The organism is Albidovulum denitrificans (assembly GCF_002973535.1).
Lineage (GTDB): Bacteria > Pseudomonadota > Alphaproteobacteria > Rhodobacterales > Rhodobacteraceae > Albidovulum > Albidovulum denitrificans.
This window is the reverse complement of sequence record NZ_PVEP01000004.1, coordinates 276,896-288,619: the sequence shown is the minus strand read 5'-3', so window position 1 is coordinate 288,619 and position 11,724 is coordinate 276,896. Positions and strand designations below refer to the sequence as shown.

The window sequence follows — 11,724 nt, the reverse complement described above, 5'->3', positions numbered from 1 at the left end:
CCTTATGCCGAGGGCAGCGGGCGGTTGTCCTCGACCCGAAAGCGGTTGATCTTGTCCCGGTCCTCGGCGGGGTTCAGGCCGAATTCCTCGCGGTAGTGACGCAAAAGCGGGGCGACCGTCTCATACCCCACGGCGGCGGCGATGCGCGGCATCGTCTCTTTCGAATACAGCACCAGCTGGCGCGCCGCCTTCATCCGCAGCATCCGGTAATAGCGCGACGGGCTTTGCCCGGTGGCCTTCTTGAACTGCCTCTCAAGCTGGCGTGGCGACACGCCGACGCTCTCCGCCAGATCCTCCACCGCGATCGGGTCTGAGACGTGGCGGTTCAGGATCTCCACGGCCTTGGCGACCGGCAAGGGCAGAAGATCGGCGGTGCTGTCGCGGCGGAAGGTGGGCGTCTTCTGCCGCACGCCCCGGCCCCGGACCACCGGATGCTGAAACCAGCAGGCGACCTCGGTCGCGACATCGGCGCCCAGCCGTGCCTCGATGAAGTTCAGCATCAGGTCAAAGGCCGCCGCCGCGCCCGAGACGGTGTAGCGGGGATGGTCGAAGACGATCACCTCATCGCGCATCTGAAGGCCGGGGAATTCCTGCGCGAAAGCGGCCTCGTAACACCAATGGACCGACACCGCGTGGCCGTCGAGCAACCCCATCCGCGCCAGGGGGAACACCCCGCCGCTGACGCCGCCCACGGCCGTCCCGTGCCGGGCGAGGCGACGCAACTGCCCCTCGGCGCTTTTCCGGTCGGTGAAACTGGCCGAGGGACTGCTAAGGAGGAACAGATATTCCATCTCCCGCGCGTCGGCGAGGGAAAGGTCGGGGTCAAAGACCACCTCGGCGCTTGACGCCACCCGCGCGCCCGCCTCGGACAGGATCTGCCAGCGGAACGCCCTCTGGCCCGCAATCTCATTCGCCGCGCGCAACGGCTCGATCATCGAGGTCAGGCAGGACATCGGGAAGCCCGGGAAGATCAGGAAGCCGATGGTGATTGCGCGTTGAACAGGAGGCATATCCATATTACTTACAGGAAACACGGGCGGACGGAAGCGGCGTCGGCGACATGGAGCCCCGAGTTTCGGGCAGGCGTTCCATCCCCACCCCGCTTCGGTTCCCCTGGGCTTTCTATGAGGTTTTTATGAGCGCAGCACTTTTGGCACAAGACCCCCACAAGGTCAGGGAAGAACGCGAAAACATTCTTGAGGTCGCCATCGGGCGCGAGGTGCGCGCCTTCCGCCACCAAAGCGGCATGACCATCGCCGACCTGTCGCACCGCACCGGCCTGTCCATCGGGATGCTGTCGAAGATCGAGAACGGCAATACCTCGCCCTCCCTCTCCACCCTGCAAACGCTGGCCCATGCGATGAGCGTGCCGCTGACCTCCTTCTTCCGCCGGTTCGAGGACGTCCACCACGCCGTCCACACCAAGGCCGGTGAAGGGGTTGAGATCGAGCGGCGCGGGACCCGCGCGGGGCATCAGTACAACCTTCTCGGCCATCTGGGGGCCAATACCTCGGGCGTCGTGGTCGAACCCTATCTCATCACGCTGTCGTCCAACTCCGACATCTTCCCGACCTTTCAGCACGAAGGGATCGAGATGCTCTACATGCTGGAAGGGGAGGTCGATTACCGCCACGGCAACAACGTCTATCCGCTGAAACCCGGCGATTCGCTGTTCTTCGACGCCGACGCGCCGCACGGGCCAGAGGTTCTTGTCAAACTCCCGGCCCGCTACCTGTCGATCATTTCCTATGTGCAGGGCAAATAGACCCTAATCCGGCCAGATCCCCGGTGAGGTTTCGGCCCCGTCGTCGAATTGCGACAGATAATCGACGATCATCGGCCGGTTGCGGATGAAGCCCTTGTAGGTCGCAAGCTCCTCCGGCAGGTCGCGCAGCACGCGGTGCAGGCGGCGGCCCCATTTCGGCACCGTCGCCAGATCCTCCAACCGGATCAGGTAGCAGCGGATCGGGAAGGCCAGCGCGTTGGAACGCGGCAGGCGGAACAGCGTCTGCAACTCTACCCGCAGGTGATACTTGCTGCCCACGTTTTCCGGGGTGACGCTGGTCTTCTGCACACCCCATTTGTGATAGTTCTCGGGGCTGGTATCGAGAAGCGGGTTGACCGTCATGGTCCAGTTCAGCCGCCGCACGGGGGCGCCCTGCTGGAGGTTCAGAAGGAATTTCAGCGCCCGCTGGAACACCCCCATCTCATGCGCCTTCGGCACCGGGGCGTGCCATTCGTAGAAGTTCATTCCGATGTCGAAATCCAGGCTCCAGTCCGCCTGGGTCGTCACCATCCCCGCATCCATCCATAGGTTGTCGTCGCGGTGGTCCAGAAGCGCGAAATCCCCCTGCGCCTGGCGGGTGATGTATTCCATCGGCCCACAGGGTAGCGTGGTTTCGTCAAGGAAGGTGAAGGTCTGGTCGATCCCCAGGGGCTTGTTGATCCAGTGCCAGCGGTCGCCATCGCGGTGAAGCTCGAACAGGTCGGGATACTCGCGCGCCTTCGCGTCCATGATAAGCTCAAGCAGGTCCCAGCCCGCCAGCGTCATATGCGGAAGCGACTGACACCGGAGCGGATCTTCGGCCAGAACCCGCGCCCGGTCCCGCATTTCCGAGACATAGTGTTCGTCCACGTCAAAGGTCTTTTCGAAGACCGAACCGGGGCGCAGCGACAGGTGCGGTTCAAGGTTGACCGAATACATGTAGCTGTCTTCGTGGAACGGGAACGGAAAGCGCCGGATCGCCCATTCCGAATTGCGAAAGGTATAGTCGTCGTAGAACGTCTCGTCGTTGAACTGGATGGTCATTTCGCGTCTCCTAGCGGTCGATGACGAGGGACCGCCCCTCAAAACGTGACACGCATGGCATGATCTTGTTGCCGCAGGCCTTCTGGTCGTCGGTCAGCCAGTGGTCGCGGTGAACGAAATTCCCGTCATGGCTGACGACATCGGTTTCGCACTGACCGCAGGCGCCCCCCCGGCACAGATAGGGCGCATCCACCCCGGCCGCTTCAAGCGCCTCAAGCATGCTCTGATGCTCCCCCACCTCGATCTTCCGACCGGAAGAGGCCAGCGTCACCGTGAAGGGCTTGCCCGATTGCGGGGCCAGGAATTCCTCATAATGCACGGCCTCGGACGGCCAGCCATGCGCTTCGGCGGTGCGGCAAACCCAGTCGATCATCCCCTTCGGCCCACAGACGTAAAGATGCGTGCCAAGCGGCTGACCGTCGAGAAGCGCGGCAAGGTCGATCGCCTCTTTCCGGTCGTCGTGGTAGACGTGGACCCGGTCGGTGTACTGCGCCTTCAACTCCTCGGCGTAAGAGCCGAGTGCGGCGGTGCGGACCGAATAATGCAGCTCGAAATGACCGTTGGTCGCGTCAAGCTGCCTGATCTGCGCCAGAAACGGCGTGATCCCGATCCCGCCCGCGATCATCAGATGCTTCTTCGCCCTGAGGTCCAGCGAAAACAGGTTCACCGGAAAGCTGAGCGTCATGCGATCGCCCGGCTTGACGTTGCGGTGCATGAAAAGTGACCCGCCCCGCCCCGTTTCGTCACGCCGGACAGAGATGGTGAAGCATTTGCGGTCACGCGGATCGGACATCAGCGAATAGGGGTTCAGACGGGTGATGTCGCCATCCTTCATCTCCACCACCGTATGCGCGCCGCCAGAGAAGGTCGGCATCTCGCCGCCATCGCTGCGTTCGAAACGGAAGCGCTTCACAAGGTCGTTGACCTCGACCACCTCGGTCACGGTCACGTCGAGTTTCCGGGTTCCGGCGCTCATTGATAAAGACCCTCCGATGCTGGCACCTCGCCTGGGTCCTCTGCATCAATGCAGACCCCCTGGAAGGCGGCGTGACGGCGGGAGTAGTGGTCACGCACGAAAAGGTTAAGCCCGCAATGGGCGCAGACGAAGGGCGATTGGGACACGTCCTCGGTGATCCCCTTGCAATGCACGCATTGCACGCGCCGGGCGACCGATCCGCGATGTTCGGTCTGGATCGCGCCGTCGGGGAACCCCGCGGCAATCGCATCCTGCATCGCAAGGCCGATCAGGCCCTCGGTTCCCGCAAGGTAGATCTGCAACCCCATATGCGCGTCGGCCAGCGCCTTGCGCAGGCGCGGCTGTGCCGCAGCAAAGCTTGGGCCGACGTAAAGCTGCGCGGGCGCGGCGGCGCGAAGCCTTTCCACATAGGTCGTGCCCGTGTCCTTCGGAATGTAGATCACATGCACGCGGGCCATCAGCGCGGGCTCTGCCGCCGCGAGGTCAAGGATCGCCTCGGCGCCCTCGGCGTCGGCGACCATCAGATGCGCCTTGCCGGTGCGAGCCGACAATGTGCCATAGACCGGGCGGCTCTGGATGGATTTGGGGAACTGGAATCTGGACATGCCCCGGTGACTTCCTTGTCTTGCGATTTCGGTCACGGACGGCGGCCGCAAAGGGCCGCCATCCGCGGGGTTCAGCCTTTCACGGTACGCCGCTTCTTCTCGACGTCGTAGAAGGGCATCGAATGCGTCGTCGCGGCAATCTCGCCATGCGTGCCACAACGAACCGTCAGCTTGGTCCCGTCATTGGCACAATCGACCGGCAGACGGGCGATGGCGATGTTGTGCTTGTTCAGGGGCGAATACATCGCCTGCGTCACCACACCAACCTGCTTGTCGCCCTTGAAGACCGGCGCCCCGTTGCCCGGCGCGTTGGTGCCGTCAAGCTTCAGGCCCCAGATCTTGAACCGCTCCTTGCCCTTCAGGCGGTAATGCTCCTCGGCACCCCGGAACCCGGTCTTGCCCGGCGAGACGGTGAAATCGAGGCCAAGCTCCCAGAGCGTATCGCCGGGGCCTTCGTTCTCGAACGGGTACATCTCGGAGTTGTCGTAGGGGAAGAACAGCAGATAGCTTTCGGTCCTGAGCAGGTCGAGCGTGGTGAACCGGCAGGGAATGATCCCCATCGAGGCGCCTTCCTCAAGGATACGGTCCCAGATCGCGGGCGCGTCCTGACCCCGGCAAAAAATCTCATACCCGCGCTCACCCGTGTAGCCGGTGCGCGAGATCATCACCGGCTTGCCGAACAGCGAGGTCTGCATGTGGCTGAAATAGTTGAGGTTGCGAATGCCTTCGACATGCTTTTGCAGGTAATCGACAGCCAGCGGCCCCTGCAACGACAGGTCATGCAGGTTGTCGTCGAAACGGATCGAGACATCGCGCCCCGTTGCGGCCATCGTCAGCTGCTCATGCGCGCCGCCGGAGCCATGGACGACCATCCAGGCATTCGGCCCGGTGCGATAGATCACGCAGTCATCTACGAACTTGCCCGCGTCGTTCAGCATGGTCGCATAGACCGACCGGCCCGGCATGATCTTTTCGACATTGCGGGTCGTGGCGCGGTCGATCACATGGCTGGCCGCCGGTCCGGTGATATGAACCTTCTTGAGGCCAGACACATCCATCAGCCCGGCCTTGGTGCGGATGGCGAGGTATTCCTGCTCAGGATCGCCCTTGCTGTAGGACCACGCCGTCCCCATCCCGCTCCAGTCTTCCAGATCAGACCCCAGCGCGCGATGGCGATCGCCGAGTGTGGAGAACCTCCAAGATGCCGTCATTGAACACTCCCTTGTTTTTGCGTTTCCTGCTTGTCCGGCCGTCGCATCAGGTGGAAAGCCCGGCCGGTCGCTGCTGCCATACTGTTCGGGAATGCCCGTGAGGCAGCGAAGAATCTTCGCGGCCCAAGACCCAAGAATTTAGCGGCAGCACTCCCATGGCCCGACTATGGGGTGGCAAAAATGCATTCGCAAGAATATTTCATTACTGACAGTATAGCCCCGCGACCCGCCGCCGATCCTGCGTCGTGCAAGCGGAAGTACGCGAAGACGGCGAACCCGCCCGGCCTAAGGGACCTCAGGTCAGCGCCGCCCACGATTCCCTAACAAGAATATTTTTTTCTTCATAGTTGCTGCTGCGAAACCTTGCTGCTAGCCTGCTGGAAACGCAGCAAGGGAATCAAATCATGTGCGGCATTGTCGGACTGTTCCTTAAGGACAAATCTCTTGAACCCAAATTGGGCGCCATGCTGGCGGATATGCTCGTGACCATGACGGATCGCGGCCCCGACAGCGCCGGTATCGCCATCTATGGCGACGCCGGGGACGGGTTGACCAAGATCACCGTCCAGTCCTCCGAACCGGGCAAGGATTTCGCCGATCTCGACAAGGATCTGAAGGAAGCGATCGGCAAGCCGGTCGCGATGATGGTGAAAAGCACCCACGCGGTTCTGGAATTTCCGGCCGATCAGACCGAAGCCGCCCGCAGCGCGCTGGCCCATCTGCGCCCGAACCTCAAGATCATGAGCGTCGGTGACGCGCTTGAGATCTACAAGGAGGTCGGCCTGCCGAAGGACGTGGCCGAACGCTTTGACCTGGCCAAGATGAAGGGCTCCCACGGGATCGGCCATACCCGCATGGCGACCGAATCCGCGGTCACGACGCTGGGCGCGCACCCGTTTTCGACCGGGCCGGACCAGTGCCTTGTCCACAACGGTTCGCTGTCGAACCACAACGGTCTCCGGCGTGAACTGATCCGTCTCGGCACCACGTTCGAGACGCAGAACGATACCGAGGTCGCGGCAGCCTATGTCAGCCAGAAGCTGAAAGAGGGCCAGAACCTCGGCCAAGCGCTCGAATCCGGGCTCGACGACCTTGACGGGTTCTTCACCTTCGTCGTCGGCACCAAGGATGGCTTCGGCGTCGTCCGCGACCCCATCGCCTGCAAACCCGCGGTTATGGCCGAAACCGACCAATATGTCGCCTTCGGTTCGGAATACCGTGCGCTCGTCAATCTTCCCGGCATCGAGGACGCCCGCGTCTGGGAGCCGGAGCCTGCAACCGTCTACTTCTGGAATCACTGACATGCAGACATTCGACCTTGCCGCGCGGGGATTGCGCGAACTCAACCAGACCCTCCATGGCCTGAGCGGAACCACCAACCAGACCGCCTGGGAAATCATCAACACCCGCGGCAGCCATGCGATTGCCGTCGGACTTGACGCCGAGGTGGACATCACCGTGCGCGGCACGACCGGCTATTACTGCGCCGGGATGAACAAGCTGGCGACGATCCGCGTTCAGGGCTCCACCGGGCCGGGCGTAGCCGAAAACATGATGTCGGGTACCGTCATCGTGGAAGGCGACGCCAGCCAGTATGCCGGGGCAACCGGGCGCGGCGGCCTTCTCGTCATCAAGGGCAACGCCTCAAGCCGCTGCGGCATCTCGATGAAGGGCATCGACATCGTCGTCCACGGCAATATCGGCCATATGTCGGCCTTCATGGCGCAATCCGGCAACCTTGTCGTTCTGGGCGATGCCGGTGACGCACTGGGGGATTCCCTTTACGAAGCGCGGCTTTTCGTGCGCGGCAACGTCAAGTCGCTGGGCGCCGACTGCATCGAAAAGGAAATGCGGCCCGAGCATCTTGAACTGCTCGAAGACCTGCTGCGGCGCGGTGAGGCCGATGCCAAGGCCAAGCCGGAACAGTTCCGCCGCTATGGCTCTGCCCGCAAGCTCTACAACTTCAACATCGACAATGCGTCGGCCTACTGAGGCAAAGACATGACCAGCGAATTTCCCCATACCCCGCCGCGCAAGAGCTATACGTTCAGCGACGCGGTGAACGCCGACATCCGCCGCGCTGCCGCGACCGGCATCTATGACATCCGTGGCGGCGGCACGAAACGCTTCCTGCCGCATTTCGATGACCTCCTGTTCCTCGGCGCCTCGATCAGCCGCTACCCGCTGGAAGGCTACCGTGAGAAATGCGCGACCGATGTCTGGCTCGGCACCCGTTTCGCGAAAAAGCCGATCCATCTCGATATTCCGGTGACCATCGCGGGGATGTCCTTCGGCGCCCTCTCCGGCCCCGCGAAAGAGGCCCTTGGGCGCGGCGCGTCCGAGGCCGGCACCTCAACCACCACCGGAGACGGCGGCATGACCGAGGAAGAGCGCGGGCATTCCAAGACGCTGGTCTATCAATACCTGCCCTCCCGCTATGGCATGAACCCCGACGACCTGCGCCGCGCCGATGCGATCGAGGTCGTGGTCGGTCAGGGCGCCAAGCCCGGCGGCGGCGGGATGCTTCTGGGTCAGAAAATCTCTGACCGCGTCGCGATGATGCGCAACCTGCCCAAGGGCATCGACCAGCGGTCGGCCTGCCGTCACCCGGACTGGACCGGCCCGGACGATCTTGAGATCAAGATCCTCGAAATCCGCGAGATCACCGACTGGGAAAAGCCGATCTATGTCAAGGTCGGCGGCGCGCGGCCCTATTACGACACCGCGCTGGCGGTGAAGGCCGGGGCCGATGTCGTCGTGCTTGACGGGATGCAGGGCGGCACGGCGGCGACGCAGGACGTGTTCATCGAACATGTCGGCCAGCCGATCCTTGCCTGTATCCCGCAGGCCGTGAAGGCGCTTCAGGACCTTGGCATGCATCGCAAGGTGCAGTTGATCGTCTCGGGCGGCATCCGCTCGGGCGCTGACGTGGCCAAGGCGATGGCGCTTGGCGCCGACGCGGTGGCGATCGGCACCGCCGCGCTGATCGCGCTGGGCGACAACGATCCCGAGCTTGAAGCGGAATACCAGAAACTTGGCACCACCGCAGGCGCCTATGACGACTGGCACGAAGGCAAGGACCCGGCCGGGATCACCACCCAGGACCCGGAGCTTTACAACCGCTTCGACCCGGTCAAGGGCGGCCGCCGCCTGCGCAATTACCTGAAGGTGATGACGCTTGAGGCGCAGACCATCGCGCGGGCCTGCGGCAAGAACCACCTGCACAACCTCGAACCCGAGGACCTTTGCGCGCTGACCATCGAGGCAGCGGCGATGGCAGGCGTTCCCATCGCCGGAACCAACTGGATCCCCGGCCGCAACGGCGGCTTCTGATCCACAAAAAACAATACGTTACAGGGAGTTATCATATGGCCAAAGACCTTGCCAAATGGGCCAAGGAAAGGGGGGTCAAGTATTTCATGATCTCCTACACCGACCTCTTCGGAAGTCAGCGGGCGAAGCTTGTCCCGACGCAGGCGATCAACGACATGGCCGAGGACGGGGCGGGTTTCGCCGGTTTCGCCACCTGGCTTGACCTGACCCCGGCCCATCCCGACCTGATGGCGGTGCCGGACGCCGATTCCGCCATCCAGCTGCCGTGGAAGAAGGACGTCGCCTGGGTCGCCGCCCGCGCCACGATGGAAGGCAAGCCCGTCGATCAGGCGCCGCGTGTCGTCCTTGAAAAGCTGGTGGGCGAGGCCGCCAAGGAAGGGCTGCGCGTCAAGACCGGGGTGGAGCCGGAATTCTTCATCCTGAACGGTGAAGGCACGGCCTGTTCGGACGTCTACGACACCGCCGAAAAGCCCTGCTACGACCAGCAGGCGATCATGCGCCGCTATGACGTGATCTCTGAAATCTGCGACTACATGCTGGAACTCGGCTGGGAGGCCTACCAGAACGACCACGAGGATGCGATCGGCCAGTTCGAGATGAACTGGAAATACGACGACGTGCTCCAGACCGCCGACAAGCACAGCTTCTTCAAGTTCATGGTCAAGTCGGTGGCCGAAAAGCACGGCTTCCGCGCCACCTTCATGCCGAAGCCCTTCAAGGGCCTGACCGGGTCGGGCTGTCACGCCCATATCTCGGTCTGGAGCCTTGACGGCAAGACCAACGTCTTTGCCGATGACAGCAAGGAACTGGGCCTGTCCGAGAGGGGTCGACACTTCCTTGGCGGGATCATGAAACACGCCTCGGCGCTGGCGGCGATCACCAACCCGACCGTCAACAGCTACAAGCGGATCAACGCGCCGCGCACCTCTTCCGGCGCGACCTGGGCGCCGAACACGGTCACCTGGACCGGCAACAACCGCACCCACATGGTCCGCGTCCCCGGCCCCGGCCGGTTCGAGCTGCGCCTGCCCGACGGCGCCGCGAACCCCTACCTGATGCAGGCGGTGATCCTTGCCGCCGGTATCGACGGGGTCCGCACCAAGGCCGATCCGGGACGCCGCTACGACATCGACATGTACCAGGAAGGTCACAAGGTGAAGGGCGCGCCGAAGCTGCCGCTGAACCTTCTCGACGCGCTGCGCGACTATGACAAGGACAAGACCCTGAAGGCGATGATGGGCGAGGAATTCTCGACCGCCTATCTCAAGCTGAAGCAGCAGGAATGGAACAGCTTCGTGTCCCACTTCTCACGCTGGGAACACGACAACACGCTCGACATCTGACCCAGATCCCCGGGTCTTCCTGGCCCCGGCGCAAGCCGGGGCTTTTTTGTTGGAGGTTCGGATCCCGCGCAGGGTGCGGACATGTGCGGGCGGTCGGCCGCTGGCCCGGCGGCGCTGACGCCCCTTTGCTCCGGGCCAATTCTGCGGAACTACAGCCCCGGATACAACGGGAACAGCGCGCAAAGCTTGGCCACCTCGGCCTTCACCCCGTCCTCGACCGCGCCATTGCCATCCTCACCGTTCCGGGCCAGCCCGTCGACCACCTCGATGATCAGCCGCGCGATCTGGCGGAACTCGGCTTCCGTGAAGCCCCGCGTGGTGCCGGCCGGCGTGCCAAGGCGAATGCCGGAGGTGACGGTCGGCTTTTCCGGGTCAAACGGAATGCCATTCTTGTTGCAGGTGATATGCGCGCGGCCCAGCGCCTTTTCGGTCGCGTTCCCCTTCACACCCTTCGGCCGCAGATCGACCAGCATTACATGCGTGTCCGTCCCACCCGTGACGATATCCAGCCCGCCCTTCATCAGCTCCGCCGCCAGCGCCTGCGCGTTCTTCACCACCTGCGCGGCGTAGGTCCTGAACTCAGGCCGCAGCGCCTCGCCAAAGGCCACGGCCTTCGCGGCGATCACATGCATCAGCGGGCCACCCTGGATACCGGGAAAGATCGCCGCATTGATCTTCTTCGCAAGCTCCTCGTCATTGGTCAGGATCATCCCGCCGCGCGGCCCGCGCAGGGTCTTGTGCGTCGTCGTCGTCGCGACATGGGCATGTGGGAAGGGCGAGGGATGCTGCCCCCCCGCGACCAGACCCGCGAAATGCGCCATATCCACCATCAGCCAGGCGCCGACGCTGTCCGCGATCTCACGGAAGCGGGCAAAGTCGATGACGCGCGGCACCGCCGACCCGCCCGCGATGATAAGCTTCGGCTGGTGTTCCTTGGCCAGCGCCGCCACCTCATCATAGTCGATGCGGCTGTCCTGCGGACGCACCCCGTACTGGATCGCGTTGAACCACTTACCTGACTGGTTCGGCGCCGCGCCATGCGTCAGATGCCCGCCAGAGGCGAGGTTCATGCCAAGGATCGTGTCGCCGGGCTTCAACAGCGCCGCGAACACACCCTGATTGGCCTGACTGCCGGAATTCGGCTGCACATTGGCAAAGTCGCAGCCGAAAAGCGCCCTGGCCCTTTCAATCGCAAGGGTCTCCGCCACATCGACGAACTGGCAACCGCCGTAATAGCGCCTGCCGGGGTAGCCCTCGGCATACTTGTTCGTCAGCACGGACCCCTGCGCCTCCATCACCGCGCGGCTGACGATGTTCTCCGACGCGATCAGCTCGATCTCATCGCGCTGGCGGGTCAGTTCGCCGGTGATCGCGCCGAAAAGCTCCGGGTCGCGGGTGGACAGTGCCTCGGTGAAAAAACCGGGGTCGCGGCGGAATATGGTCATGT

General features: G+C 63.3%; 11 protein-coding genes. 5 read left to right on the top strand and 6 right to left on the bottom strand.

The window, feature by feature from the left end; genetic code table 11:
* Positions 1–2 precede the first annotated feature (2 nt).
* Positions 3–1,010, bottom strand: a complete 1,008-nt coding sequence (locus tag LX70_RS11805) for a GlxA family transcriptional regulator (RefSeq protein ID WP_105515002.1) — start codon at positions 1,008–1,010, stop codon at positions 3–5.
* A 125-nt stretch (positions 1,011–1,135) separates the two neighbouring features.
* On the opposite strand from LX70_RS11805, the gene LX70_RS11800 reads away from it, so the two are divergent.
* Positions 1,136–1,765, top strand: coding sequence for a helix-turn-helix domain-containing protein (locus tag LX70_RS11800; protein ID WP_105514954.1), 630 nt, complete (start codon positions 1,136–1,138; stop codon positions 1,763–1,765).
* A 3-nt stretch (positions 1,766–1,768) separates the two neighbouring features.
* Here LX70_RS11800 and LX70_RS11795 read toward each other — a convergent pair whose 3' ends face one another.
* The 4 genes from LX70_RS11795 to LX70_RS11780 all read right to left on the bottom strand — a co-directional run bounded on the left by LX70_RS11795 (position 1,769) and on the right by LX70_RS11780 (position 5,601).
* Positions 1,769–2,809, bottom strand: coding sequence for a heme-dependent oxidative N-demethylase family protein (locus tag LX70_RS11795; RefSeq protein WP_105514953.1), 1,041 nt, complete (start codon positions 2,807–2,809; stop codon positions 1,769–1,771).
* A gap of 10 nt (positions 2,810–2,819) precedes the next feature.
* Positions 2,820–3,785, bottom strand: a complete 966-nt coding sequence (locus LX70_RS11790) for a PDR/VanB family oxidoreductase (RefSeq protein WP_105514952.1) — start codon at positions 3,783–3,785, stop codon at positions 2,820–2,822.
* Entirely contained in the window at positions 3,782–4,390 is a 609-nt protein-coding gene (locus tag LX70_RS11785; protein WP_105514951.1) for a dimethylamine monooxygenase subunit DmmA family protein, read from the bottom strand. Before LX70_RS11785 ends, LX70_RS11790 begins: the two co-directional genes overlap by 4 nt.
* A 71-nt stretch (positions 4,391–4,461) precedes the next feature.
* Positions 4,462–5,601 (bottom strand): aminomethyl transferase family protein, encoded by a 1,140-nt coding sequence (locus LX70_RS11780; protein WP_105514950.1) that lies wholly within the window; start codon positions 5,599–5,601, stop codon positions 4,462–4,464.
* 404 nt (positions 5,602–6,005) lie between these two features.
* On the opposite strand from LX70_RS11780, the gene LX70_RS11775 reads away from it, so the two are divergent.
* Genes LX70_RS11775 through glnT form a run of 4 tightly spaced genes read left to right on the top strand, consistent with a single transcriptional unit; the run spans position 6,006 to position 10,277 of the window.
* Complete coding sequence (locus tag LX70_RS11775) at positions 6,006–6,902, top strand: class II glutamine amidotransferase (protein ID WP_105514949.1); 897 nt, start codon at positions 6,006–6,008, stop codon at positions 6,900–6,902.
* 1 nt (position 6,903) lies between these two features.
* Positions 6,904–7,593 (top strand): GltB/FmdC/FwdC-like GXGXG domain-containing protein, encoded by a 690-nt coding sequence (locus LX70_RS11770; RefSeq protein ID WP_105514948.1) that lies wholly within the window; start codon positions 6,904–6,906, stop codon positions 7,591–7,593.
* Positions 7,594–7,602: 9 nt separating this feature from the next.
* Positions 7,603–8,934 (top strand): FMN-binding glutamate synthase family protein, encoded by a 1,332-nt coding sequence (locus LX70_RS11765; protein WP_105514947.1) that lies wholly within the window; start codon positions 7,603–7,605, stop codon positions 8,932–8,934.
* 35 nt (positions 8,935–8,969) lie between these two features.
* Positions 8,970–10,277, top strand: a complete 1,308-nt coding sequence (gene glnT, locus LX70_RS11760; protein ID WP_105514946.1) for a type III glutamate--ammonia ligase — start codon at positions 8,970–8,972, stop codon at positions 10,275–10,277.
* Positions 10,278–10,426: 149 nt separating this feature from the next.
* Here the strand turns inward: glnT and glyA are convergent, their stop codons facing one another.
* On the bottom strand, positions 10,427–11,722 hold the full coding sequence (glyA, locus tag LX70_RS11755; protein ID WP_105514945.1) for a serine hydroxymethyltransferase: 1,296 nt from the start codon (positions 11,720–11,722) through the stop codon (positions 10,427–10,429).
* Positions 11,723–11,724: the final 2 nt, after the last annotated feature.

Excerpts from the sequence above, each read along its gene's own strand:
- LX70_RS11805 (WP_105515002.1), bottom strand. The coding sequence starts at position 1,010 with ATGCCTCCTGTTCAACGCGCAATCACCATCGGCTTCCTGATCTTCCCG.
- LX70_RS11800 (WP_105514954.1), top strand. The coding sequence starts at position 1,136 with ATGAGCGCAGCACTTTTGGCACAAGACCCCCACAAGGTCAGGGAAGAA.
- LX70_RS11795 (WP_105514953.1), bottom strand. The coding sequence starts at position 2,809 with ATGACCATCCAGTTCAACGACGAGACGTTCTACGACGACTATACCTTT.
- LX70_RS11790 (WP_105514952.1), bottom strand. The coding sequence starts at position 3,785 with ATGAGCGCCGGAACCCGGAAACTCGACGTGACCGTGACCGAGGTGGTC.
- LX70_RS11785 (WP_105514951.1), bottom strand. The coding sequence starts at position 4,390 with ATGTCCAGATTCCAGTTCCCCAAATCCATCCAGAGCCGCCCGGTCTAT.
- LX70_RS11780 (WP_105514950.1), bottom strand. The coding sequence starts at position 5,601 with ATGACGGCATCTTGGAGGTTCTCCACACTCGGCGATCGCCATCGCGCG.
- LX70_RS11775 (WP_105514949.1), top strand. The coding sequence starts at position 6,006 with ATGTGCGGCATTGTCGGACTGTTCCTTAAGGACAAATCTCTTGAACCC.
- LX70_RS11770 (WP_105514948.1), top strand. The coding sequence starts at position 6,904 with ATGCAGACATTCGACCTTGCCGCGCGGGGATTGCGCGAACTCAACCAG.
- LX70_RS11765 (WP_105514947.1), top strand. The coding sequence starts at position 7,603 with ATGACCAGCGAATTTCCCCATACCCCGCCGCGCAAGAGCTATACGTTC.
- glnT (WP_105514946.1), top strand. The coding sequence starts at position 8,970 with ATGGCCAAAGACCTTGCCAAATGGGCCAAGGAAAGGGGGGTCAAGTAT.
- glyA (WP_105514945.1), bottom strand. The coding sequence starts at position 11,722 with ATGACCATATTCCGCCGCGACCCCGGTTTTTTCACCGAGGCACTGTCC.